Source organism: Burkholderia sp. WP42, from assembly GCF_000745665.1.
In the GTDB taxonomy this organism is placed as follows: domain Bacteria; phylum Pseudomonadota; class Gammaproteobacteria; order Burkholderiales; family Burkholderiaceae; genus Burkholderia; species Burkholderia vietnamiensis.
Window position 1 is genome coordinate 315,364 of sequence record NZ_KN050724.1, and the last position, 24,233, is coordinate 339,596.

At 68.2% G+C, this 24,233-nt stretch carries 21 protein-coding genes; 11 read left to right on the plus strand and 10 right to left on the minus strand.

Translation table 11 applies throughout. The features are described from left to right. Positions 1-171 precede the first annotated feature (171 nt). The gene (locus EX20_RS33365; RefSeq protein ID WP_175464239.1) at positions 172-312 is read right to left on the minus strand and encodes a hypothetical protein; all 141 of its coding nucleotides are present in this window, start codon (positions 310-312) and stop codon (positions 172-174) included. Positions 313-414: 102 nt separating this feature from the next. Between EX20_RS33365 and EX20_RS26045 the strand changes: the two genes are divergently transcribed. The 3 genes from EX20_RS26045 (at position 415) to EX20_RS26055 (ending at position 2,955) form a co-directional block, all read left to right on the plus strand. Beyond that, a complete protein-coding gene (locus EX20_RS26045) occupies positions 415-975 on the plus strand; it encodes a GNAT family N-acetyltransferase (protein ID WP_011882469.1) in 561 nt (186 codons plus the stop codon). Positions 976-984: 9 nt separating this feature from the next. Then, positions 985-1,851 carry a MerR family transcriptional regulator gene (locus EX20_RS26050; RefSeq protein WP_014725248.1) on the plus strand — a complete coding sequence of 289 codons (867 nt, stop codon included), beginning with the start codon at positions 985-987 and terminating at the stop codon, positions 1,849-1,851. Positions 1,852-1,974: 123 nt separating this feature from the next. Continuing rightward, the gene (locus EX20_RS26055; protein ID WP_034195219.1) at positions 1,975-2,955 is read left to right on the plus strand and encodes a sulfonate ABC transporter substrate-binding protein; all 981 of its coding nucleotides are present in this window, start codon (positions 1,975-1,977) and stop codon (positions 2,953-2,955) included. Between the two features lie 193 nt (positions 2,956-3,148). Here EX20_RS26055 and speB read toward each other — a convergent pair whose 3' ends face one another. Then, positions 3,149-4,111, minus strand: a complete 963-nt coding sequence (speB, locus tag EX20_RS26060; RefSeq protein ID WP_011882472.1) for an agmatinase — start codon at positions 4,109-4,111, stop codon at positions 3,149-3,151. Positions 4,112-4,459: 348 nt separating this feature from the next. On the opposite strand from speB, the gene EX20_RS26065 reads away from it, so the two are divergent. From EX20_RS26065 to EX20_RS26095, 8 genes are all read left to right on the plus strand, one after another. Next, positions 4,460-5,131 carry a lysoplasmalogenase gene (locus tag EX20_RS26065; RefSeq protein ID WP_011882473.1) on the plus strand — a complete coding sequence of 224 codons (672 nt, stop codon included), beginning with the start codon at positions 4,460-4,462 and terminating at the stop codon, positions 5,129-5,131. A 249-nt stretch (positions 5,132-5,380) separates the two neighbouring features. Next, positions 5,381-6,973, plus strand: a complete 1,593-nt coding sequence (locus EX20_RS26070) for a flavin-containing monooxygenase (protein ID WP_034195220.1) — start codon at positions 5,381-5,383, stop codon at positions 6,971-6,973. 21 nt (positions 6,974-6,994) lie between these two features. Next, a complete protein-coding gene (locus EX20_RS26075; RefSeq protein WP_034195221.1) occupies positions 6,995-7,933 on the plus strand; it encodes an SDR family NAD(P)-dependent oxidoreductase in 939 nt (312 codons plus the stop codon). Continuing rightward, positions 7,930-8,835 (plus strand): metal-dependent hydrolase, encoded by a 906-nt coding sequence (locus tag EX20_RS26080; RefSeq protein ID WP_034195222.1) that lies wholly within the window; start codon positions 7,930-7,932, stop codon positions 8,833-8,835. The genes EX20_RS26075 and EX20_RS26080 overlap by 4 nt, the downstream gene beginning before the upstream one ends. Positions 8,836-8,839: 4 nt before the next feature. Further along, positions 8,840-9,703 (plus strand): alpha/beta fold hydrolase, encoded by an 864-nt coding sequence (locus EX20_RS26085; protein WP_051974502.1) that lies wholly within the window; start codon positions 8,840-8,842, stop codon positions 9,701-9,703. A 175-nt stretch (positions 9,704-9,878) separates the two neighbouring features. Continuing rightward, complete coding sequence (locus tag EX20_RS26090; protein ID WP_034195223.1) at positions 9,879-10,772, plus strand: urea transporter; 894 nt, start codon at positions 9,879-9,881, stop codon at positions 10,770-10,772. A gap of 11 nt (positions 10,773-10,783) precedes the next feature. After that, on the plus strand, positions 10,784-10,906 hold the full coding sequence (locus EX20_RS33225) for a tautomerase family protein (protein ID WP_257785928.1): 123 nt from the start codon (positions 10,784-10,786) through the stop codon (positions 10,904-10,906). Between the two features lie 171 nt (positions 10,907-11,077). Beyond that, on the plus strand, positions 11,078-15,919 hold the full coding sequence (locus EX20_RS26095) for an NAD-glutamate dehydrogenase (RefSeq protein WP_034195224.1): 4,842 nt from the start codon (positions 11,078-11,080) through the stop codon (positions 15,917-15,919). A 21-nt stretch (positions 15,920-15,940) separates the two neighbouring features. Here EX20_RS26095 and EX20_RS26100 read toward each other — a convergent pair whose 3' ends face one another. The 8 genes from EX20_RS26100 to katG form a co-directional block, all read right to left on the minus strand. Then, positions 15,941-16,798 carry a class I SAM-dependent methyltransferase gene (locus EX20_RS26100; RefSeq protein ID WP_034195225.1) on the minus strand — a complete coding sequence of 286 codons (858 nt, stop codon included), beginning with the start codon at positions 16,796-16,798 and terminating at the stop codon, positions 15,941-15,943. Continuing rightward, on the minus strand, positions 16,795-16,956 hold the full coding sequence (locus EX20_RS32650; RefSeq protein WP_165927440.1) for a hypothetical protein: 162 nt from the start codon (positions 16,954-16,956) through the stop codon (positions 16,795-16,797). Before EX20_RS32650 ends, EX20_RS26100 begins: the two co-directional genes overlap by 4 nt. A gap of 1 nt (position 16,957) precedes the next feature. Beyond that, positions 16,958-17,101, minus strand: coding sequence for a hypothetical protein (locus EX20_RS32655; RefSeq protein ID WP_011882481.1), 144 nt, complete (start codon positions 17,099-17,101; stop codon positions 16,958-16,960). 102 nt (positions 17,102-17,203) lie between these two features. Further along, positions 17,204-18,037, minus strand: coding sequence for an arylamine N-acetyltransferase family protein (locus EX20_RS26105; protein WP_034195226.1), 834 nt, complete (start codon positions 18,035-18,037; stop codon positions 17,204-17,206). Between the two features lie 85 nt (positions 18,038-18,122). Continuing rightward, positions 18,123-18,815: a hypothetical protein gene (locus EX20_RS26110; protein WP_034195282.1), complete on the minus strand. Its 693-nt coding sequence runs from the start codon at positions 18,813-18,815 to the stop codon at positions 18,123-18,125. Between the two features lie 258 nt (positions 18,816-19,073). Further along, positions 19,074-20,555, minus strand: coding sequence for an amidase (locus EX20_RS26115; RefSeq protein ID WP_034195227.1), 1,482 nt, complete (start codon positions 20,553-20,555; stop codon positions 19,074-19,076). Between the two features lie 377 nt (positions 20,556-20,932). After that, a complete protein-coding gene (locus EX20_RS26120; RefSeq protein WP_034195228.1) occupies positions 20,933-21,391 on the minus strand; it encodes a pseudoazurin in 459 nt (152 codons plus the stop codon). A gap of 57 nt (positions 21,392-21,448) precedes the next feature. Then, a complete protein-coding gene (katG, locus tag EX20_RS26125; RefSeq protein WP_014725263.1) occupies positions 21,449-23,674 on the minus strand; it encodes a catalase/peroxidase HPI in 2,226 nt (741 codons plus the stop codon). Between the last annotated feature and the right edge of the window lie 559 nt (positions 23,675-24,233).

Sequence of the window (24,233 nt, forward strand, 5' to 3'; positions counted from 1 at the left end):
TCGGGTGCTTCGGGTGCTTCGGGTGCTTCGGGTGCTTCGGGTGCTTCGGGTGCTTCGGCCGCGTCGAGCGCATCGAGCGCCTCGCCTACTTCGACCACTTCACCCCCTTCGATCTCGACAGACGCTTCGATCACCAAAACCACTTCAACCGACCGCCCCACCGCACCCGCCCTAATCGAACTGACATCCGCCCCGCGCTGCGAAATCGAGCGCGAGATCTGGCTGGTCGTCCACCCGGACGTGCGCCGTTCGCCACGCGTGCAACGCGTCGCCGATGCGATCGCTGAAGCGGTCCGCGACGCGGATGGCCATCTGTAGAGCCGGCGCCGCACGCAGCGCGCCCGCTGACCACCGCCTTTACCGCGCCGCCCGACGGCCGGCATAGTAGCGTTTTCATCCGCCCGCCTTGCCGCCATGCCCGACGCTCCCGCCTGCACCGTCCGCGACGCGACCGATGCCGATCTCGACGCCATTCACGCGATCTATGCGCACCACGTACGCCACAGCGTCGCGTCGTTCGAGGAAGCCCCGCCCGACGTCGCCGAATTGCGCGCACGCCGCGACGCGGTGCTGCGCCACGGCCTGCCCTATCTCGTCGCCGAATGCGACGGCCGCGTGGCCGGCTACGCGTATGCGACGCCGTATCGCACGCGCAGCGCGTACCGCCACACGATCGAGGATTCGATCTACATCGACGACGCGCAGCGCGGCCGCGGCATCGGCCGTGCGCTGCTCGCCGCGCTGATCGCGCGTTGCGAGGCCGGCCCGTGGCGGCAGATGATCGCCGTGATCGCCGACGGCGGCACCGGCGGCTCGACGTCGCTGCATCGCGCATTCGGTTTCGAGCCGGCCGGCGTGCTGAAGGCGGTCGGCTACAAGCATGGCCGCTGGATCGATACCGCGCTGCTGCAACGCGCGCTCGGCGACGGCGCGCGCACGCTCCCCGCGACGCCCGACGCCGGCGCGTCGCGCTAGAATGGCCGCATGCCAAAACAGACTCCCAACACGCCTGACGAGGCCGCAGCGGATTCCCGCAACGAGTACACGGTCGACGAACTCGCGCGCGTATCCGACACGACCGTGCGCAACGTCCGCGCATACCAGGATCGCGGGCTGCTCGCGCCGCCCGAGAAGCGCGGGCGCGTCGGCATCTACGACGACACCCACGTCGCCCGCCTGAAGCTGATCAACCACCTGCTCGCGCGTGGCTACACGCTGTCGAACATCCAGGATCTGATCATGGCGATCGACGAAGGCCACGACCTGCGCTCGATCCTCGGGCTGGAAACCGCGATCGGCGGACGGTGGTCGCACGAACGGCCCAAGACCTACTCGCTGGCCGCGCTCGCCCAGATGTTCGGCCCGCAGACGGCGTCCCAGCTGTCGCGCGTAACCGAGTTCGGGCTGCTCGAACGGCACGGCCTGTCGTTCGTCGCCAAAAGCCCCGCGCTGCTCGAGGCAGCGGCCGCGATGACGAAGGAAGGCATCCCGCCGCGTGAATTACTCGACGTGATCAGCGTCGCGCGACCGCACTTCGATGCGATCGCGCGGCTGCTCGTCGATCTCGTCGTGAAGCGGCTCGACCGCTACGACGAAGGCACGCTGCCGCCGGTCACCGACGTGCCGGCGCTCGTCGACGCCATCTGGCGGCTGCGTCCGCTCGCGGCCGTGTTCGTCGAAGCCGAGACCAACCGCGCGCTCGAGAACGCGGCCAGCGCCTATCTGGGCGGCCGCGTCGCGACGATCCTCGACAAGAAGCTCAGCGACGAAGCCGCGCGACAGGCCGGCGCATCCGCCCGCTCCGAGCACGCCGGCCACTCGCCCAAGAAAGGCAACGGCGACAAAGCATAGGACCGCCGCGGTCATATTCATATCGGCAATGCTTGGTTTGCGGGCCCGGTCGCCCGTGCGACGATTCTTCCAACCGAGCGGCACACGCCGCTTTCCGAAGACGTCTCGCATGGAGTCCGTTCGATGATTCGTTTCACCCGCTGGATCGCCCGCATCGCCGTGACGGCGCTCGCCGTCGCCGCCGCGACATCGGCGCTCGCGCAAGGCAGCGCCGACAAGGTCGTACGCATCGGCTATCAGAAGGCCGGCCTGCTGTCGGTGCTCAAAAGCCAGGGCGCGCTGGAGGCGCGGCTGAAGCCGCTCGGCTACGACGTCCAGTGGTTCGAATTCCCGGCCGGCCCGCAACTGCTCGAGGCGCTGAACGCGAACAGCATCGACTTCGGCTATACGGGCGCACCGCCGCCGGTGTTCGCGCAGGCCGCGGGCGTGCGCTTCGTGTACGTCGCCGCCGAACCGCCGTCGCCGCACAACGAAGCGGTGTTCGTGAAGGCCGATTCGCCGGTTCGCTCGCTGTCCGAATTGCGCGGCAAGAAGGTCGCGCTGCAGAAGGGTTCGAGCGCGAACTATCTGTTGCTCGAAGCGCTGAAGAAGGCCGGCGTGCGTTACGACGAGATTCGCCCCGTCTACCTGCCGCCTGCCGACGCGCGCGCCGCATTCGAAAGCGGCAACGTCGATGCATGGGCCGTGTGGGACCCGTATTACGCGGCCGCCCAGAATTCGCTGAAGGTGCGCACGCTGTCAGACTATACGGGCCTCACGCCCGCGAACAACTTCTACGAAGCTACGCGCACGTTCGCCGAACAACACGCGGACGTGGTCGGCACGATCCTGAAGCAGGTGCGCGAGACGGGCCTGTGGGTCAACGGCCATCCGGCCGAGACGGCCGCGCTGATCGCCCCGAAGGTCGGCCTGCCGCTGCCGCTCGTGCAGACGTGGATCCAGCGCGTACCGTTCGGCGCGGTGCCGATCGACGAGAACATCGTGGCCGTGCAGCAGCGCGTGGCCGACGCGTTTTATGCAGCGAAGCTGATTCCGCAGAAGCTGAGCGTGGCGGAGAATGCGTGGACCGACAAGCGGGTGGCAGGCGCGCTGGCGGCGAAGTAATACACGCGGCGGCGTCCGCTCGAAACAGGCCGACGGGCGCGCTGCCCGTCGGCCTTCGTGCTTCATCGGTGCCGCGCGCAGCGATGCACATCATTCGGCGTCTGCTGGGCGAGCGTCGCACGCAAGCCGCCATCGGCGAACGCTCGCGGCCACCGACCTTGCCGGCTGCGCGACGCGCGCACGACGCGCCACCTCAGCGTCCAGCCACCTTCTTCTGCCGCCACAGACACAGCAGATCGCATGCGACGTGCGCGGCCGCGATCGCCGTGATGTCCGCATGGTCGTAGGCCGGCGCGACCTCGACCACATCCGCGCCGATCAGATCCACCGCGCCGAGCCCGCGCACGATCGCCAGCGCCTGCGCGGACGACAGCCCGCCGGCAACCGGCGTGCCCGTGCCGGGCGCGAACGCCGGATCGAGACAGTCGATATCGAAGGTCAGATAGGCAGGCCGCGCGCCGACGATCCCGACGATGCGCTCGACCGCCGCGCGCGCGCCATGGTCATGCACCCACGCGGCATCGAGCCGCTCGATGCCGAGGAAGTCGTCGTTCCACGTGCGGATGCCGACCTGCACCGACGTCGCCGGATCGATCAGCCCTTCCTTCACCGCCTTGTAGAACATCGTGCCGTGATTGAGGCTGTCCGGTTCGTCGTCGGCCCAGGTATCGCAATGCGCGTCGAAATGAATCAGCGACAGCGGACGGCCGTAGCGCTCCGCATGCGCGACCAGCAGCGGATACGTGATGTAGTGATCGCCGCCGAGCGTGAGCATCTTCGCGCCCGAGCGCAGGATCGTGCGCGCATGCTCGACGATCGCCGGCTTGATCGACAGCGGATTGTGCGCGTCGAACCAGCAGTCGCCGTAGTCGACGGCCGCGAGATCGTCGAACGGGTCGAAGCCCCACGGATACGGATGCAGCTCCGCGAGCTGCACGCTCGCCGCGCGGATCGCGGCCGGCCCGAGCCGCGCGCCGGAGCGATAGGTCGTCGCGAGATCGAGCGGCACGCCGGAAATCGCGACGTCGACGCCGTCGAGCACACGCGAATAGTTGCGGCGCATGAACGACAGCACGCCCGCGTAGGTGTTCTCGATCGACGAGCCGTACGGCGTCGTGCGACGGATCGCGCCGTCGCCATGCAGAAGTTCGGTCATGGTGGAACCTGTCATGCGTGGAATGCGTGGAGGCCGTCCTGCGCAATGGCGCGGGCCGGGCACGGGTTCATCGGGCTCGCACCGGCGCGCATCGCTACGCACGGCCGGGCGGGACAACGTCAATACCGGAAGCGAGCATAGCAAGGCGGACCGCAACCCTTGCCCCGGCGCGACCGGGGCAACGTGCAAAAAAACCGCTTGGTCACGCCGCTCGCGCGCCGTCGTTTCCTAGAAGGATTCGCCGGTTTTCGCGCGCCGTTTGTTCCCGATAATGCGTGCAGCCGCGCGCTCGCCCGCGCGCCGTCCATCGCAAACCATCGCAGACCACCACGATCCGGAGACACCGCGTTGATCGCCACGCTTCCCGCCCCCTATCGCCGGCTCTGGCCGCTCGCCGCCGTCGCCGCGCTGCTGTACGGACTGTCGCTGGTCACCGCGCCCTATCCCGGCCAACCCGTCGCCAAAGCGGCGATGGGCATCCTGCTGCTCGCCGCGGGCAGTGCGTGCCCCGCGCCGCGCGAGCGCGCGTGGCTGTGCGCGGCGCTCGCCACCGCCGTGCTCGGCGACGTGCTGCTCGCGCTGCCCGCGTGGCCGCCGTCGTTCGTGCTGGGCCTCGGCGCGTTCCTGCTCACGCACCTGTGTTATTGCGCGCTGTTCTTGCGCTGGCGCGCGCGGCCGCGCGGCTGGCGCGTCGGCGCTTCGATCGCGCTGTGGATCGCGGCGGCCGCCTGCTACGCAGCGTTCTTCGCACACCTCGGCGATCTGCTCGTACCGGTGGCCGTCTACATGCTGGCGCTGTGCACGATGGCGAGCCTCGCGCTCGCGGCCCGCACGCGCGGGCCGTTGGTCGCGCTCGGTAGCCTGATCTTCGTCGGCTCGGACACGCTGATCGGCGTCGGCCGCTTCATCGGCGTGTTTCCGGGTATCGAGCTGCTGATCTGGGGCCTCTATGCGCTCGCGCAGCTCACGATCGTGGCCGGGGTTTTCCATGAGACGACGGGCGCAACGATCCGACCCTGAGCGTGTTTCAAACGGTCGGCCGCCGGCCGGCGGTCAGCTCGCCCCGCGGCCGACCACCCGTCGGCGGGTGCTTGCGGCCCTCCCGCACCGCCGCAACACCATACCGTTCCAAACGCCGCAACCCCTTCTGCCACGCGGCTTCCGGCCATTAGAGCGAGCGTTCTAGGCGCTTGCGGTTTCCCGGTTCACGCTCTATCGTTACATCACCCAATGTAACATTCAAAAATGAGCCAGATCGGAGACACCCGGATGAATGCTCGCACGTTGCCTTTCGGCCCGCCCGGCCATGACGGTCATGACGGCCCGGACGAGACCACCGACATCGCCATCGTCGGTACCGGCTTCGCCGGTCTTGGGATGGCCATTCGCCTGCGGCAGACGGGCGCGACCGACTTCGTCGTCCTCGAGAAGGCCGCGTCGGTCGGCGGCACGTGGCGCGACAACCATTACCCCGGGTGTGCCTGCGACGTGCAATCGCACGTCTACTCGTTCTCGTTCGCGCCGAACCCGCGCTGGACGCGCATGTTCGCGCCGCAGCCGGAAATCCGCGCGTATCTCGAAGACTGCGTCCAGCGTTTCGGCATCGGTCCGCATCTGCGAATGAACCACGAGCTGCAGCGCGCCGAATATGACGAAGCCGCGCAGCGCTGGCGCCTGACCTTCGCGAACGGCAAGCGCCTGTCGGCGCGCGTGCTGGTGTCGGGGATGGGCGGCCTGTCGCGCGCCGCGCTGCCCGCGATCGCCGGCATCGAAACCTTCGAGGGCCGCGCGTTCCACTCGCAGCAGTGGGACCACGCTTACCCGCTCGAAGGCAAGCGCGTCGCGGTGATCGGCACGGGCGCGAGCGCGATCCAGTTCGTGCCGCAGATCGCGCCGCGCGTGAAAAGCCTCGCGCTGTTCCAGCGCACGCCGCCGTGGATCATGCCGAAGCCCGACCGCAACCTGACGCGCGTCGAGAAGTGGCTGTTCCGCACGCTGCCGTTCACGCAGAAGCTCGTGCGCAGCGGCATCTACTGGATGCTCGAATCGCGCGTGCTCGGCTTCGCGATCCATCCGTCGCTGATGAAGAACGTGCAGAAGCTCGCGCTGCGGCACATCCGCAAGCAGATCCCCGATCCGGAACTGCGCAGGACCGTCACGCCGAACTACACGCTCGGCTGCAAGCGCGTGCTGATCTCGAACGACTACTACCCGGCGCTGTCGCGCAAGAACGTCGACGTGATCACGGCCGGCATCGACCACATCGAAGCCGATGCGGTCGTGACGACCGACGGCAAGCGGCACGAGGTCGACTGCCTGATCTACGGCACCGGCTTCCAGGTCGCCGACCCGTATCCGCGCGGCGCGATCATCGGCCGCGGCGGCCTCGACATCGTCGATGCGTGGCGCGACGGCGCGCATGCGTATCTCGGCACGACGCTGCCCGGCTACCCGAACTTCTTCATGATCGTCGGCCCGAACACGGGGCTCGGCCACAACTCGATGGTGTTCATGATCGAATCGCAGATCGAGTACATCCTCGGCGCGCTGCGCGCGATGCAGCGCGAACGCGCCGACGCGATCGAGGTGCGCCCCCTCGTCGAGGCGCAGTACAACAGCGCGCTGCAGGGCAAGCTGAAGAAGGCGATCTGGTCGACGGGCGGCTGCAAGAGCTGGTACCTCGATCCACGCACCGGCAAGAACACGACGCTGTGGCCGGGCTTCACGTGGCGCTTCCGGCAGGCCACCGCGCACTTCTCGATCGCCGATTACCACGCGTACCGCGCACCGCAGCATGCTGCGAGCGCGCGGCCCGCGGCAGCGCCGGCCGCTTCCGCATCCACTTCCGCCGAAGCGGCCTGAGACAGACAAGGAGCAACCGACATGAGAGATTTCTCCAACAAGGTCGCCGCGATCACCGGCGCGGGCTCGGGGATGGGCCGCTCGCTCGCGGTGCAGCTCGCGCAGGCCGGCTGCCATCTGTCGCTCGCCGACAAGAACGCCGTCGGCCTCGCCGAAACCGAGCGGATCGTGCGCGCGATCGCGCCGAAGCTGCGCGTGTCGACGCGCGTGCTCGACGTCGGCGACCGCGACGCGATGTACGCGTGGGCCGCCGACACCGCGCAGGAACACGGCAAGGTCAACCTGATCTTCAACAACGCGGGCGTCGCGCTGTCGAGCACGATCGACGGAATGGATTACGCCGACCTCGAGTGGATCGTCAACATCAACTTCTGGGGCGTCGTGCACGGCACGAAGGCGTTCCTGCCGTATCTGAAGGCGTCGGGCGAAGGCCACGTGATCAACACGTCGAGCATCTTCGGCATCTTCGCGCAGCCGGGGATGAGCGGCTACAACGCGACGAAGTACGCGGTGCGCGGCTTCACCGAATCGCTGCGCCAGGAGCTCGACATGATGAAGTGCGGCGTGTCGGCCACCTGCGTGCATCCGGGCGGCATCCGCACCAACATCGCGCAGTCGAGCCGCGTCGCGAAGAACATGGTCGGCTTCATCGTCGAAAGCGAGCAGCAAGGCAAGGACAGCTTCGAGAAGTTCTTCATCACGACCGCGGACGACGCCGCGCGCACGATCCTCGCGGGCGTGCGCGGCAACAAGCGCCGCGTGCTGATCGGCCGCGACGCGAAGGCCGCCGACTGGATGGCGCGCGTATTGCCGGCCGCATACCAGGCACTCGTCGTGCTCGCGACGCGCCGCGAGGCCGCGAAGGCGCGCCGCGCGGCGGCCCGCTACGGCGCCGCGGCCGGCGCGCCGCTGAACGCGACTTACAACAACGCAGGCAATCAGGGAGGAGAACAATCATGACGACCCCGAACATGATGCCGGTGCGGCGCGACATCCGTTTCGCGCTGCCGCCCGAACGCGCGAAGGACTGGCACGTGCAGGGCGTGCCGGTCACGCACTTCATGAACGCGCTGTCGCTGCTGTTTCCGGCCGGCGAGCGCTTCTTCATGGATTCGGTGCGCAACTACCGCGATCGCATCGAGGATCCGCAGCTGAAGAAGCAGGTGCTCGGCTTCATCGGCCAGGAAGCGATGCACACGCGCGAGCACATCGAGTACAACGACCTGCTGCAGTCGGCCGGCCTGCCCGCGCACAAGCTGGACAAGCGGCTGTGGGCGATCCTCGGCTTCTTCAAGAAGGTGCTGCCGCATTCGATGCAGCTCGCGATCACCATCGCGCTCGAGCACTACACGGCGATCCTCGCGAACCAGCTGCTGTCCGGCCACGAGCATCGGATCGACGGCTCGGTCGAAGGCTATCAGCAGATGTGGATGTGGCACGCGATGGAGGAAACGGAGCACAAGGCGGTGTCGTACGACGTATGGAACGCGGTGATGAAGCCGGGAATCGGCAGCTACCTGCTGCGCACCGGCACGATGCTGCTGACCACCGCGATGTTCTGGACCATCGTGTTCGACTTCCACGTGCGGCTGATGCTCGCGCACCGTCGCAAGCACGGGCGGTTCGGCGGGATGGGCCGCCTCGTCAAGTATCTGTACGGCCCGAGAACGGGCGTGTTCCCGAGCATCGCGCGCGAATGGCTCGACTACTTCCGGCCGGGCTTCCATCCGTGGGACCACGACAACCATCAGTATCTGCAGGGGCTCGACACGCTGCTCGCGAACATCGATGCGACCAATGCGCGCTATGCGGCGCAGGCCGCGCCGCGCCGCGTGCCGTTGCACCCGGTCGCGCAGGCGTGACGCGATGGCGCGCGCAAGCGAGATGCTGACCGTTCGCTCCGGCGACGTGAGACTGGCCGTCTACGTCAGCGGCCCGCGACGCGCGCCGCCGCTGATACTCGTGCACGGCTATCCCGATTCCGCGGCCGTATGGGCGCCGGTGCGTGCGCGGCTCGCGACGCGCTACCGCGTGATCGCCTACGACGTGCGCGGCGCAGGCGCGTCCGATGCGCCGCGCCGGCGCGCGGACTACGCGCTCGCGCGACTCGCCGACGATCTGCAAGCCGTCGCCGCCGCGACCTGCGGCGACCGGCCGTTCCATCTGGTCGGACACGACTGGGGCTCGATCCAGTGCTGGGAAGCCGTCACCGATCCGGCGTGGCGCGGCCGCATCGCGTCGTATACGTCGATCTCCGGGCCATGCCTCGATCACGTGTTCCGCGCGAAGATGCGGCTCGAGCAAAGCCTGAAATCGTGGTACATCGCGTTCTTTCATCTGCCGGTCGTGCCGTCGCTGGTGTGGCGGCTCGGCGGCGCCGCACTGTGGCCGCGCTGGCTGCAGTTGACCGAGCGCGTGCGGCCCGCGCGCGATCCCGAGCAGTTGAAGAATGCGCTGAACGGCTTGCAGCTGTACCGCGCGAACTTCATCGCCACGGCGCGACGGCCGCGCGAGCGATATGCGCAGGCGCCCGTGCAGATTCTCGTGCCGGTGCGCGATCGCTACGTGACGCCCGAGATGTCGGTCGGTCTCGATCGCTGGCTCGCAGAGTACGTGCGCGAGGAGATCGACGGCGCGCACTGGGTCGTGCTGCGCAATCCGGATCTGATCGCGGCGCGGATCGATCGATTCGCGACCATGCATGAAAGGCGCGCGGTCACGGTCGCATAAGCGGGCACACGGGCGCACGGGCGGACGATGAGCGGTAGCGGTAATTCAGCGTCGCCAGGCGTGTCGTAATCGGCCACGTCTGCGCTCGACGACAAATTCCCGGTATCCGGAATACCCCGTTCCGAAGCGGCAGTTGGTGGCCTATGCTCGCGGCTCGCCCTGTTCGTCCGCTGCCATGCCTACCGCCCATCCAGCCAGCCCGTCGACCGCCCTGCGCATTCTGCTGCGCAGCATCGGGCAGATCGTGCTGCAGGCCAACGCGTTCACCGGAGTCATGCTGATCGCCGCGCTCGCGCTGACCGACTTGCGGCTCGCGGGCGCGGCACTCGTCGGCGCGGCCGTCGCGAATTTGACGGCGGCGCTGAGCGGCGCCGCGCATTGCGACGTCGAACAGGGCCGGCACGGCTTCAACGGCGCGCTGGCCGCGCTGGCGGCCGTTTCGTTTGCGGCTGCTCCGCTCGCGGCGCTCGCGCTCGCGCCGTCGGGCGCGATCGGCGCAGCGCTCGTGCAGCGTGCGCTGCGCACGCCGCTCGCCAAATGGCGGCAGTGCCCGTATTCAGGCCCGTACATCGCGGTCACCGCGCTGTGGATGCCGCTTGTCGCGGTGCAACACCCGATCGACGCCGCGACGAGCGCGACGCTGACGCCTGCGTCGATCGCGTGCGCACTGTCGTCCGGTATCGCGCAGACCACCTTCGCGCAAGGCGCATGGCCCGCCGCGCTGATCGTCGCCGGCATCGCGGCCGCATCGCGCCGCGCAGCGGCGTTCGCGCTCGGCGGCGCGATCGTGTCGAGCGTGCTGCTGGTCGCGTTCGGCGCCAGCGGCGCGGCGTTCGGCGCTGGCCAGCTCGGCGTCAACGGCGCACTCGCGGCGCTCGCGCTGATGTCGCGCGGCACCCGCATGGCGCTCGCCGCAGCCGCGCTCGCCGCGTTGCTCCAGTGGCTCGCGATGCGTGCGGGCCTCGTCGCGCTCACCGCGCCGTTCGCGCTCGCATCGTGGATCACGGTGGCCGTCGCGCGACGCTTCCCCTTCGGTGAAACCGATGTCGTCGTTCGCACACCGTCCTGACGCCATGAAGCGTGGCGGCCCGATCTCGGCTGCCGGGTTCCGGCTGCGAGCCGCGCTCGCTGTACATCGCGCTCACCGACATGAAAAAGGACAACCGCGCGACGGCCGGCAAGCTGTCGAGCGACGCGCGCTGACAGTCGCCGCGCGGCCGCGTGACCCTATCGGCCGGCACGCAGCATGCGGCGCTCTGCGCAGGCCGCCGTTGTGCGTCCGCACATTGCGCGGTGACGCGATCGGCACACCAATCGGCGCATAATGCCGAACACACCCGCAGCAGCCGATGGCCACCCGTCCAGGAGACCGCCATGGAAGCGAAGAACGAGGAAGTGGTCGCACATCTGCTCTCCGATGTCGTCGAATTCGCGCGCGCCCGCCTGCCCGAAGCCACGTTCCGGATCGTCGAGCCGTTCCTGCGCCACTACTACGATTTCGTCGACGCCGACGATCTGCAGAACCGCAGCATCGCCGATCTCTACGGCGCCGCGATGGCGCACTGGCAGACCGCGCAGAAATTCGTCCCTGGCAGCGAGCGGTTACGCGTCTACAACCCGATCCTCGAACAGCACGGCTGGCATTCCGATCACACGGTGATCGAGATCGTCAACGACGACATGCCGTTTCTGGTCGACTCGGTGACGATGGCAGTGAACCGCCTCGGCCTCGCCCTGCACTCGGCGCTGCACCCGGTGTTCCGCATCTGGCGCGGCGGCAACGGCGCGATCGAGCGCGTGGACGCCGGCGGCGCGACGCCCGGCGACGGCAGCTCGCAGCTCGCGTCGTTCATCCATTTCGAGGTGGATCGCTGCGGCGACGCGACGCTGCTCGATACGCTGCGCAACGACATCGCGCGCGTGCTCGGCGACGTGCGCGCGTCGGTCGAGGACTGGCCGAAGATCGTCGACATCGCCCGCACGACGATCACGGACATGAAGGCGCGCGAATCGAGCGCGGAAGACCTCGAGGCGCGCGCGTTCGTCGAGTGGATGGTCGCCGATCACTTCACCTTCCTCGGCCAGCGCGACTACGCGCTCGTGGCCGACGGCAACGGCTTCGCGCTGCGCGGCGTCGAAGGCTCGGGCTTCGGCCTGCTGCGCGAATCACTGCGCCCGCCCGGCGCAACCGACGTGACACCGTTGCCGCCGGCCGCCGCCGAGATCATCACCGGCGCGTGGCCGATCTTCGTGACCAAGGCGAATTCGCGCGCGACGGTCCACCGCCCCGGCTATCTCGACTACGTCGGCGTGAAGCTGGTCGGCGCCGACGGCAAGGTCAGCGGCGAGCGCCGCTTCATCGGCCTCTACACGTCGACCGCCTATTTCGGTTCGTACGCCGACATTCCGATCGTGCGGCGCAAATGCGCGAACATCGTGCAGCGCGCGGGCTTCCTGCCGAACGGGCATCTCGGCAAGTCGCTCGTGACCGTGCTCGAGACCTATCCGCGCGACGAACTGTTCCAGGCCGACGAAGACGAGCTCTACGACATCGCGCTCGGCATCCTGCGACTGCAGGAACATCAGCGCACGCGCCTGTTCGTGCGGCGCGACCGCTTCGACCGCTTCGTGTCCTGTCTCGCGTTCGTGCCGCGCGACAAGTACAACACGGACCTGCGGCGCCGCATCGCGAAGCTGCTCGTCAACGCGTACAACGGCGTGAACGTCGAGTTCACGCCGCTGCTGTCGGAATCGGCGATCGCGCGGATTCACTTCGTCGTCCATGCCGAACCGGGCACGATGCCGGACGTCGACACGCGCGAGCTCGAAACGCGGCTCGTGCAGGTCACGCGCCGCTGGCAGGACGACCTTGCGGATGCGCTGCTCGACGCGTTCGGCGAAGAGCAAGGCAACCGGCTGCTGCAGCGCTATGCGGACTCGTTCCCGGCCGGCTATCGCGACGACTATCCGGCGCGCACCGCCGTGCGCGACATCGAGCTGATCGAGCGCGTGAAGGCGTCGGGCCGGCTGGCGATGAACCTGTACCGGCCGATCGAGGCCGGCGCGCGCGCGTTCCGCTTCAAGGTGTATCGCGCGGGCGACCCGATCGCGCTGTCGCGCAGCCTGCCGATGCTCGAGCATCTCGGCGTGCGCGTCGACGAGGAGCGCCCGTACCGGATCCACACTCAGGACGGCGCGCATGCGTGGGTGCACGACTTCGGCCTCGAGCTCGCCGACGAGACCGAGTTCGACATCGAGCGCGTGAAGGATCTGTTCGAGGACGCATTCGACCGCATCTGGAGCGGCCGGATCGAGAACGACGACTTCAACCGCCTCGTGCTGCGCGCGCATCTGAGCGCGCGCGAAGTGACGATCCTGCGCGCGTACGCGAAATACCTGCGTCAGGTCGGCTCGACGTTCAGCGACGCGTACATCGAGCGCGCGCTGACCGGCAACCCGGCGCTCGCTCGCCAGCTCGTCGAGCTGTTCCTGCTGCGCTTCGACCCGGCGACCGGCGGCACGCGCGAGGTGCAGGTCGAGCGCCTGCTGAAGGCAATCGAGACGGCGCTGGACCAGGTGCCGAACCTCGACGAAGACCGCATCCTGCGCCAGTTCCTCGGCGTGATCAACGCGACCGAGCGCACCAACTACTTCCAGCATGACGCCGACGGCGAAGCGAAGCCCTACCTGTCGTTCAAGTTCAATCCCGCGAAGGTGCCCGGCCTGCCGGAACCGAAGCCGATGTTCGAGATCTGGGTGTACTCGCCGCGCGTCGAGGGCGTGCATCTGCGCGGCGGGCGCGTCGCGCGCGGCGGCCTGCGCTGGTCCGATCGGCGCGAGGACTTCCGCACCGAGGTGCTCGGGCTGATGAAGGCGCAGATGGTGAAGAACGTCGTGATCGTGCCGGTCGGCTCGAAAGGCGGCTTCGTCGTCAAGAATCCGCCGCCGCCGACGGATCGCGAAGCATGGCTGCGCGAAGGCATCGCGTGCTACCAGACGTTCCTGCGCGGGCTGCTCGACCTGACCGACAATCTCGCCGGCAACGCGATCGTGCCGCCGCCCGACGTGGTGCGGCACGATCCCGACGATCCGTATCTCGTCGTCGCGGCCGACAAGGGCACGGCCACCTTCTCCGACTATGCGAACGCGATCTCGCACGAATACGGCTTCTGGCTGGACGACGCGTTCGCGTCCGGCGGCTCGGTCGGTTACGACCACAAGAAGATGGCGATCACCGCGCGCGGCGCGTGGGAGTCGGTGAAGCGGCATTTCCGCGAGATGGGCGTCGACACGCAGACGACCGACTTCACCGTGGTCGGCATCGGCGACATGTCGGGCGACGTGTTCGGCAACGGCATGCTGCTGTCGCCGCATATCCGGCTCGTCGCCGCGTTCGACCACCGGCACGTGTTCCTCGATCCGGATCCCGATCCGGCCGCGAGCTTCGCGCAACGCCAGCGGATGTTCGCGCTCGAGCGTTCGAGCTGGGCCGACTACGACGCGTCGACGATCTCGGCGGGCGGCGGCATCTACCCGCGCACCGCGAAGACGATCGCGCTGTCGCCCGCCGTGCAGGCGGCGCTCGGCATCGACGCGCACGCGCTGCCGCCGACCGAGCTGATCCGCGCGATCCTGCAGGCGCCGGTCGACCTGCTGTACAACGGCGGGATCGGCACCTACGTGAAGGCGACCCACGAGACGCACCAGCAGGTCGGCGACCGCGCGAACGACGCGGTGCGTGTGAACGGCGCGGAGCTGCGCTGCAAGGTGGTCGGCGAAGGCGGCAACCTCGGCTGCACGCAGCTCGGCCGCATCGAGTTCGCGCAGCGCGGCGGGCGCATCAACACCGACGCGATCGACAACTCGGCCGGCGTCGATTGCTCGGATCACGAGGTCAACATCAAGATCCTGCTCGGGCTCGTGGTCGGCGACGGCGAAATGACCGACAAGCAGCGCAACGCGCTGCTCGCGGAAATGACCGACGAAGTCGGGCTGCTGGTGCTGCTCGACAACTACTACCAGACGCAGGCGCTGTCGATCGCGGGCCGCTACGGCGTCGAGCTGCTCGACGCCGAGGCGCGGCTGATGCGCTGGCTGGAGCGCGCGGGCCGGCTGAACCGCGTGATCGAATTCCTGCCGACCGACGACGAGATCGCCGAACGCCACGCGGCGAAACAGGGGCTGACGTCGCCCGAGCGCGCGGTGCTGCTCGCGTACAGCAAGATGTGGCTGTACGACGCGCTGCTCGAGTCGGACGTGCCCGAGGATCCGCTCGTCGCCGCGATGCTGGTCGACTATTTCCCGAAGCCGCTGCAGCAGCGCTTCAGCGAGCCGATGCAGCGCCACCCGCTGCGCCGCGAGATTCTCGCGACGCATCTCACCAACGCGCTCGTCAACCGGGTCGGCTGCGCGTTCGTGCACCGGCTGATGGAGGAAACCGACGCGAAGCCGGGCGACATCGTGCGCGCGTGCATCATGGCGCGCGACGTGTTCGATCTCGATGCGGTGTGGCGCGACATCGACGCGCTCGACAACCGCGTCGCCGACGACGTGCAGGCGCGCATGTTCGTCGACGTCGCGCGGCTGCTCGAACGGGCGGCGCTGTGGTTCCTGCGGCACCTGCAGTCGGGCGCGGTGGCCGACGGCAGCGTGGCCGGGCTGATCGCGCGCTGCCGCGACGCGGTGCAGCGCATCACGCCGCAATTGCCGTCGCTGCTGCCGGCGAGCGACCTCGACGCGCTGTCGGAACGGCAACGCGTGCTGGTCGACGCAGGCGTCGACGGCACGCTCGCCGCGCGCGTCGCGAGCGGCGACATCTCGGCCGCGCTGCTCGACATCGCCGAAGTGGCGGCCACCTGCGAGCGCAGTCTCGAACTGGTCGCGGGCGTGTACTTCTCGCTCGGCACGCTGCTGAACTACGGCTGGATCGCCGAACGGGCCGCCACGTTGCCCACACCGACGCATTGGGACATGCTCGCGCGCGCCGCCGCGCTGGCCGAGATCGCGCGGCTCAAGCGCACGCTCGCGACCAGCGCGCTCGCCGAATCGGCCGACTCGACGGCACCCGAGACGATCGTCCACGCATGGCGCGAGCGGCGCGACGCCGCGCTGCAGCGCTACGACCACCTGCTCGCCGATCTGCGGGCGTCGGGCGGCGCGAGCCTCGCGGTGCTGCTCGTCGTCGTGCGCGAGATCGCGGTGCTCGAACGCGCGTGACGGGCGGCAACGCGACGGGCGTCAGACCGTCGCGACGAGCAGCTCTTCGGCGTTGTTCGGCGGCCGCAGGCCGTCGGCACGGCCGGCGAAATAGCGGCGCGCGAGCGCGTCGGCCGACACGTGCTCGGCGCGCGCGAAGCCGGCGGCCGTCGCGAGCGCACGGATTTCGTCCGGCATGAAGAAGCTGATGAACGGCGTGCCGCTCGCTCGCGCGCCCTGCTCGGCCATCTCGAGCCCCGGCCGCACGTCCGGGTCCGCATGCTCGAGCGGCAGCAGGAACGTCATCGCGAACGTCGTGTCCGGCGCGAGCGACGCGACTTCGCGCAACGCCGCCGCGTTCGCTTCGCGCGTCAGGTACATGCTGACGCCGGTGGACACCACGACCGCCGGCTTGCCCGCGTCGAAACCGGCGCGCACCAGCGCGTCGCGCCACGACTGCTTCGCCTCGAAGTCGACCGGCACGAAGCGCAGCCAGTCCGGCACGCCGAAACCGAGCTCGACGAGCCGGCGGCGCTTCCACGCTTGCGGCGCGGGCGGATCGACTTCGAAGACGGTCACGCGCGACGCCATCTCCGGCCGGCGCTGCACGAAGCTGTCGAGGCCCGCGCCGAGGATCACGTACTGGCTCACGCCCTGCGCGGCCTGCTCGACGACGAGGTCTTCGATGAAGCGCGCCCGCGCGACGATCGACGCGCGAAACGGCCGCGTGAACTTCGGGTCCATGTCGCCGCGCTGCTGCCAGCCGGGCGCCGGCGCGAGCAGGCGCAAGCCGATTTCGTCGGCGAGCACGTGCGGCGGCGCGTCGAGCTCGACGTGCAGCGCGCGCCACAGCGCGACGCGCGCGGCGGTGCTGTCGGGTGCTGCTTCGCAATCGCTCATCGCCGTGCCCTCACGCGGCCGGCTGGCGCGGCGCCGGCAAGCGAGTTGTTGTGATCGGTCTCGAATTCCAGCGTGAACGCCGGCGCCTGGAAGAACTTCGCCGACTTGCCCCAGTTGTGCGTGGTGAGATACGCCGCTTCGATTCGCTCGGACGACACGTCATTCCTCCTCGGTAGGCGGCCGCCCCGACTGCGGCGCGGCCAGATAGGCGCGCAATGCGTCGGCCACCAGCGCGGACAACGACTGCTGCGCTTCGATGGCCCGGAACTTGCCCTGCCGGATCAGGCTGAGCGGCAGGTACACGTTGAACTGCTTCCCTTCTTCGTCGCTCGTGATTGCCAGCGTGCTGGCAAAATAGCAAAAGTCAAACGCCGAGGCGCGGCCCCACGGCCGCGCAATCCGCGTTCAGATGTTGCCGGCCCGCGCGGCGACCCGCGCGAACAGCGCGTCGAGATCGAAGCCGGCGGTGTCGATGCCGATCGTGTCGCGCAGGCACGCGCCCCACGCGGCCGCGTCGTCGAACGTGACGGTGCGCCCGGCGCCGGCCGCGTCGCGCAGCGTCAGCACGGTGTTGAACAGCGCCGCGCGGCCGGTCGGCAGCACGCGGCACGCGATCAGGTCGTTCACGAAGATCGATTCGGGATAGGTCGACGTGAACCAGTTCGCGGCGTCGTAATCGATCCACTCGGCCGGCTTCAGCGAAAAGCGGTAGGTGGTTTGCCAGCCGTCGGGAATCTCGAACTGCATGTCGAACTCGCCGTCGACCGGTGCGTCGACGACGCGAAACGCGCCGTGCGGCGTCAACTGCCGCTCGCCCGGCGCGAAGCGCAGCGGCGCGGTGAGCGTCGCGCTGCCGAAGCCGATGTCGGCGAGCCACGCCGCGCCGTCCAGGTCGATGCGCAGCAGCATGTGCGTCTGCGCGGTGACGGCCTCGGGCGGCCGCATCCAGCGCACGCGCGCGATCAGCGGCGTGACGCGAAAGCCGAGCGTCGTGAGCGCCGTGTAGAACAGCTTGTTCAGTTCGAAGCAGTAGCCGCCGCGGCGGCGCGCGACGACCTTCTCGACGATCGCCGGCACGTCGAGCGCGACGCGCGCGCCGGTGAGCGGATTGAGGTTTTCGAACGGGATCGCCTGCGGATGCAGCAGATGCAGGCGGCGCAGCACGTCGAGCGTCGGCTCGGCCGGGCCGTCGTAGCCGATGCGGGCGAAGTAGCGCGAAAGGTCGAACGAGTCAGTCATGAAGCGGCACCGGAAGCGGAGAACACGTCACGATAGCATCGCGCGAAATCCCCAGGTTGCACGGGGCCATCGCGCGCCGCCCGCGTTACGGCAGCAGCTTCAGCGCGGAAGACGCCACCGGCGGCACCGAAATGCCCTGGCTCGTCGCGAACTGCACGGCCTGGCTGAGCGTCGACGCGAGCGACTGCAACTGGCTCGGCGCGCTCTGCGCGATATACGACGCGGCCTGCATGTTTTGCGGATCGAGCCCGGCCTGCAGCAGCGATGCGGCGCTGGTCGAACCGAGGCCGTTCAGCCCCGACTGCAATTGCGAGTACTGCGTGAGGCCTTGGCCGAGCGACGCGAGGCCGTTGCTGAACGCCTGCTTGTCGACCGCGCCATGCGTCGCGCCGCCGCTCGCGAACGCCTGCCCGAGCGCCTGCGACACCGACTGCTGCGCGCCGCCCATCTGCGACAGCACGGCCGGCGTCAGCGCATTGCCGCCGCCCAGCAGGCCGGCGGCCTGTTGCGCCTGGCCGGCCGCACCGGTGAGCCCCATCGCCGACGCGAGCGACGACTGGCCGGCCAGCACCTGCTGGTTCGCGCCGAGGTAGGCCTGCATCAGCTGCGCAATGCCGCCCTGCGAAGGCGCGGCCTGCTGCTGACCGCCGCCGAGCAGCGCCGAGCCGATCGACTGAAGGTCGAGCTGCGCATCGGCGTGACCGTTCATGCCGAGCAGCATGCCGAATGCGATGCCGGCCGCTGCCAGCTGCTTGCCCGTCGCGCGAATGTGCTTCATCAGTTTCCCTCGTGCCGAATGATTGAGGCCGATATTGTCGAAGCGCGTCGCGCGCCGCCGCAACGACTGAAACACATCGAAACGAAATCGCACGCGGCCATCGCTTGCAATTGCGCCGCGCGTGCCGTTGGTCGCGCGCATTCGTCGGCAGCGGCCGCGCGATGGGTCGCTACCGCCCGAATTCGTTCCTCACGCGCATCAATGTCGCGGGTCGGCGGCTCTTCGCGAGACGATCGCGCCGCGCGCACTACGCACCCACTACGCGGCCATCCAGCCGGGCAGCCGCCGGCCGACCCAGTCGGCCGCCTGCTCGTAGCCGCGCGCGAGCTGCAGCACCGCGAGATCCGCGCGCGGCCGGCCGATCAGCTGCATCCCCATCGGCAATCCGTCGTCGTTGAACCCGACCGGCACGCTGATCACCGGACAGCCGGCCAGCGTCCACGGCACGACCGTTTCCATCCAGCGGTGATAGGTGTCCATCGGGCAGCCCGCGATTGCCTGCGGCCAGCGCAGCTCGACGTCGAACGGGAACACCTGCGCGCTGGGCGCCGCGATGAAGTCGTAGCGATCGAAGAAGCGCAGCACGGCCTGATGCCACGCGGTGCGCTCGACGCTCGCGTCGAACACGGCCGCGCCGCCCATCGCAAGCAGCCCTTCGACCTCGTAGATCGCCTCGGGCTTGAGCAGCGCACGCCGCGCCGGGTCGCGATAGTGCGCGAGCAGCCCGCCGCCTGCGAGCAGATGCCGATGCGCGAGCCACAGCCGCCAGACGCGCTCCGGCGCGAAGGCCGGCAGCGCGGCATCGACGTCGCAGCCGATCTCGCGCAGCGTCGCGAGGCCCTGTTCGCACTGCGCGAGCACGCCGGGTTCGGTCGCGAGATAGCCGTCCCAGTCGCCGACCCACGCGATGCGCCGGCCGCGCAGATCCGTGTCCAGCGGCGTCGCGAACACCAACGGCTGCTCCGCGAGCGACAGTGGATCGTTCGCGTCGTAGCCGGCCTGGATCGCCAGCAGTTGCGCGACGTCGCCGACCGTGCGGCCCATCGGCCCTTCGGTGCCGAGCTGCTGCATGAACACGTCGACGGCGGGCCAGCGCGGCACGCGGCCCTGCGACGGGCGCATGCCGTAGACGTTGCAGAATGCCGCAGGATTGCGCAGCGAGCCGCCGAAGTCGCTGCCGTCGGCCACCGGCAGCATGCGCGCCGCGAGCGCCGCGGCCGAGCCGCCGCTGCTGCCGCCGGCGCTGCGCGTCAGGTCGTACGGATTGCGCGTCGCGCCATGGACGTCGTTGAACGTGTGCGAGCCGAGGCCGAACTCCGGCGTGTTGGTCTTGCCGATGAAGATCGCGCCGGCCGCCCGCATGCGGCCGACGCCGATCGAATCGGCCTGCGGCACGTGATCGCGGAAGATCGGCGAGCCGTAGGTCGTGCGCAGCCCCTTCGTCATCGCGAGATCCTTCGGCGCCTGCGGCATCCCGTGCAGCCAGCCGTGGTATTCGCCACGGGCCAGCGCCGCGTCCTTTTCCGCGGCTTCGGCGAGCAAGGTCGCGCGATCGCGCAGCGAAATCAGCGCATTCACCGCACCGTTCACCCGCTCGATGTGATCGAGATATGCACGCATCGTCTCGACGCACGAGACCGCCTTGCGGCGGATCGCCGACGCGAGCTCGCCGGCCGACAGGCGCACGAGCGGATCGACGGGGATGGAGGCGGGAGCGAGATACGGGGCGCCGTGCGGCATGCGGGTTCTCCTGGGATCGGGATGGGCCGAGGGCCGCGCGATGGCGGCGCTCCGTTCCGGACAGCCGGAATGGAGGCGCGCTGCGGCCGACGCTCAACTGTACGCGACTCGTCGCGGGTTGCTCGACGCGTGAGTGGCTACGGCTCATGGCGTGCCGCATCGATACGGTGCCCGTCGGCGCTTGTGTTTCAGACGGCATGCGTCTCGGCCATGACCGCATGGCCGGCCGGGCTATCCGACGCCGGGCAAGCGATCCTGCCCATCGCGCGTCCGACGCCTGCGCGCGCTCGCTGCGACCGAACCGTCATCGATCCGGCACCCCACACCGTTTCGAGCGCGGCCGGGTTGGCGCGCCCCGCCCCCGGCCGATGCATCGGCTACTTCTGCGTGGGCTGCTCGTGGTCCAGCGTCGCGAACAGTTGATCGAAACGCGCCTTCGCGTCGCGCGGCTGCGCGACGCTGCGCGCCGCGGCCTCGTTGGTCGGGTGTCCCACCACGATCAAGCCGACCATCCCCAACATGTAATGCGGGATGCAGCGATAGCCATAGACGCCCGGTTTGTCGAACTTCACGGTCAGATCTTCGCTGATCTTTCCGGAAAAGGCCCCGGCTCCGGCCGGCGCCATGCCGGGAATGCTTTCGACGCCATGCCCGCTGTCCGCGGCAACAAAATGCACGCTGTCGCCCACGTCGATGTGGACGAGGGCCGGCTCGAAGCCCCGTTGACCGTCCGACGCGCGGTTCAACATCCGAACCTCGACATCGGCCGCATGCGCGCCCATCGATACCAGTAGCCCCGCACCTGCGATCAGGCGCAGCCATCCGATTTTCTTCATTTCGTCCTCCGATGGACCGGCCGCGGAATCGCTTCCGCGGCCGGTCCGATCACGGTATTAGATGCGCTTCAGATCGAAGCGATCGAGGTTCATGACCTTGGTCCATGCAGCGACGAAGTCGCGCACGAACTTCTCGTGCGCATCGTCCGATGCATAGACTTCGGCGACGGCGCGCAGCTCGGAACTGGACCCGAACACCAGATCGACCGGACTTGCCGTCCACCTGAGCGCACCCGTCTTGCGATCGCGCCCTTCGTAAGTCCCGTCGGCGCTCGGCGACTTCTTCCATTCGGTCGACATGTCCAGCAGATTCACGAAGAACTCGTTGCTCAGCGTGCCGGGATGATTCGTCAGGACGCCCAGCTTCGAATGGCCCGTGTTCGCGTCGAGCGCGCGCAGGCCGCCCACCAGCACCGTCATCTCCGGCACGGTCAGATCCAGCTTGCTCGCGCGGTCCACCAGCAATTCGGCGGGCGAGCGCTCATTGCCTTTCTGGTAGTAGTTGCGGAACCCGTCGGCGGTCGGCTCGAGCACGGCGAACGACGCGACATCCGTCTGCGCCTGCGTCGCATCCACGCGTCCCGGCGCAAACGGCACGGTGATGTCGTAACCGGCCTTGCGGGCCGCATCCTCGACGGCGGCGCTGCCGCCCAGCACGATCAGGTCGGCGAGCGACACCTGCTTGCCGTCCGTTCTGCCCTTGTTGAAGCCGGACTGGATGGCTTCCAGCGACTTCAGCACTTTCGCCACGCTCGCCGGATCGTTCACGGCCCAGCCGTTCTCGGGCGCGAGACGGATGCGCGCGCCATTGGCGCCGCCTCGGTAGTCGGTGCCGCGGAACGACGCCGCCGATGCCCACGCGGTCTTGATCAGTTCGGACTTCGGCAGCCCCGATGCCAGGATTCGGCTCTTCAGATCCGCAATGTCGGCAGCGCCGATCGTCTGGTAGCCGGCGACGGGCAGCGGGTCCTGCCAGATCAGGTCGACCTTGGGCACGTCCTTGCCCAGATAGCGCGCCTTCGGCCCGAGATCGCGGTGCGTCAGCTTGAACCATGCCTTGGCGAAGGCCAGCTTGAATTCGTCGGGATGCTCCTCGAAGCGCTTCGCGATCTTGCTGTACGCGGGATCGACCTTCAGTGCGATATCGGTCGTGAACATCATCAACGGATGGAGTTTCGACGGATCGTGTGCGTCCGGCACGATGCTCTGCGCATCCTTCGGCATCCACTGGTGCGCACCGGCCGGGCTCTTCGTCAGCACCCAGTCGTGGCCGAGCAGGTTGTCGAGGTACTGCATCGTGAAATGCACCGGATCGACCGACCACGCGCCTTCGAGGCCGCTGGTGATCGTGTCGGCGCCCTTGCCGGTGCCGCACTTGTTGGCCCAGCCGAGACCTTGCGCTTCGACGCCCGCGCCGGCAGGCGCCACGCCGACGCATTTGTCCGGGGAAGCCGCGCCATGCGCCTTGCCGAACGTGTGGCCGCCGGCGATCAGGGCGAGGGTTTCCTCGTCGTTCATCGCCATGCGGCCGAAGGCTTCGCGAATGTCCTGCGCCGCCGCAACGGGATCAGGATTGCCATTCGGACCTTCCGGATTGACGTAAATCAAACCCATTTGGGTCGCAGCGAGCGGCTTTTCGAGTTTGCCGTTCTTGTCGCGGTTATTCGACATGAATTTCGGCCCCGCGCCCCAATAAACCAGATCCGATTGCCAATCGTCTTCACGGCCGCCGCCGAATCCGAAGGTTTGAAAACCCATGGATTCGAGCGCAACATTGCCCGTCAGAACCATCAGGTCGCCCCACGAAATATTCTGGCCATATTTCTTCTTGATCGGCCACAACAAACGGCGAGCTTTATCGAGATTTGCATTATCCGGCCAGCTATTCAGCGGTTCGAATCGCTGCTGTGCGCCGCCGGCGCCGCCGCGGCCGTCGTAGGTGCGATAGGTGCCGGCGCCGTGCCAGGCCATGCGGATGAAGAACGGACCATAGTTGCCGTAGTCGGCGGGCCACCAGTCTTGCGAGGTCGTGAGCGTCGTCCGGATGTCCTTCTTCACGGCCTCGATATCGAGCTTCTGGAATGCCTGCGCGTAGTCGAAATCCTTGCCGTACGGATTCGACTCGACATCGTGCTGACGTAGCGGCGAAAGATCGAGCGTCTCCGGCCACCAGAAGCCATTCGCGCGCGGCGCTCCGTCCGCGCGGGCAGAAATGGAACCGGCGCTCATCGCGATAACGGCGACCGCAGCCAGCACCGATTTTGCGATACGATTTCTTTGCATATGACCTCTCCACAATTGAACGTAATGTTGGAATGCGGGAGGATTGTGATCTTGTAGGGAATTCGTCGGCCAATCGGTAGTATTTATTCCTTCAATTGATCCAGACTATGACAGCGATTCGAATTCGGTCGAATAAAATAAGTCAATCGAATCCATCAAATCGCGTCGCCGGTAGTGCGCGCAATTCAATCAACGTTCGGAAGGGTTTCGAATTGGACGCCGGCGTGGGCCACGATGCGAGTCATCACGAATCGGATGCGAGGAACCGGCTCGATGATTTCGTGGATCGGCAGAGTCATTAGCGTTTGAGCCGTACAGGCGTCATCCCCGCTGTCGATAGAGGCGGCAGCATGGAGTAGCCGTGGAAATTCGCGAAGTTGCACGTCGCGGCTCGAAGCCGTCGTTGCTATCGGCGTTGCAAAGCGCCCGCGCACGGTGACGCGCGGGTGATCTCGAACGCGGCGACCGACCAGCCGATACGGCAGCTTCAATTGCGCATGGACGACTCGCAGCCCTGAGTGAGGCGCGCCGAACCGTTCATGCGACGAATGTCGGTGCG

Coding starts and splice junctions, on each gene's coding strand:
- EX20_RS26105 (WP_034195226.1), bottom strand. CDS start 18,037: ATGACTGACTCGTTCGACCTTTCGCGCTACTTCGCCCGCATCGGCTAC.
- EX20_RS26110 (WP_034195282.1), bottom strand. CDS start 18,815: ATGAAGCACATTCGCGCGACGGGCAAGCAGCTGGCAGCGGCCGGCATC.
- EX20_RS26055 (WP_034195219.1), top strand. CDS start 1,975: ATGATTCGTTTCACCCGCTGGATCGCCCGCATCGCCGTGACGGCGCTC.
- EX20_RS26120 (WP_034195228.1), bottom strand. CDS start 21,391: ATGAAGAAAATCGGATGGCTGCGCCTGATCGCAGGTGCGGGGCTACTG.
- EX20_RS33365 (WP_175464239.1), bottom strand. CDS start 312: ATGGCCATCCGCGTCGCGGACCGCTTCAGCGATCGCATCGGCGACGCG.
- EX20_RS26115 (WP_034195227.1), bottom strand. CDS start 20,555: ATGCCGCACGGCGCCCCGTATCTCGCTCCCGCCTCCATCCCCGTCGAT.
- katG (WP_014725263.1), bottom strand. CDS start 23,674: ATGCAAAGAAATCGTATCGCAAAATCGGTGCTGGCTGCGGTCGCCGTT.
- EX20_RS26090 (WP_034195223.1), top strand. CDS start 9,879: ATGCCTACCGCCCATCCAGCCAGCCCGTCGACCGCCCTGCGCATTCTG.
- EX20_RS26085 (WP_051974502.1), top strand. CDS start 8,840: ATGGCGCGCGCAAGCGAGATGCTGACCGTTCGCTCCGGCGACGTGAGA.
- EX20_RS26080 (WP_034195222.1), top strand. CDS start 7,930: ATGACGACCCCGAACATGATGCCGGTGCGGCGCGACATCCGTTTCGCG.
- EX20_RS26075 (WP_034195221.1), top strand. CDS start 6,995: ATGAGAGATTTCTCCAACAAGGTCGCCGCGATCACCGGCGCGGGCTCG.
- EX20_RS26050 (WP_014725248.1), top strand. CDS start 985: ATGCCAAAACAGACTCCCAACACGCCTGACGAGGCCGCAGCGGATTCC.
- speB (WP_011882472.1), bottom strand. CDS start 4,111: ATGACCGAACTTCTGCATGGCGACGGCGCGATCCGTCGCACGACGCCG.
- EX20_RS26095 (WP_034195224.1), top strand. CDS start 11,078: ATGGAAGCGAAGAACGAGGAAGTGGTCGCACATCTGCTCTCCGATGTC.
- EX20_RS26045 (WP_011882469.1), top strand. CDS start 415: ATGCCCGACGCTCCCGCCTGCACCGTCCGCGACGCGACCGATGCCGAT.
- EX20_RS26100 (WP_034195225.1), bottom strand. CDS start 16,798: ATGAGCGATTGCGAAGCAGCACCCGACAGCACCGCCGCGCGCGTCGCG.
- EX20_RS26070 (WP_034195220.1), top strand. CDS start 5,381: ATGAATGCTCGCACGTTGCCTTTCGGCCCGCCCGGCCATGACGGTCAT.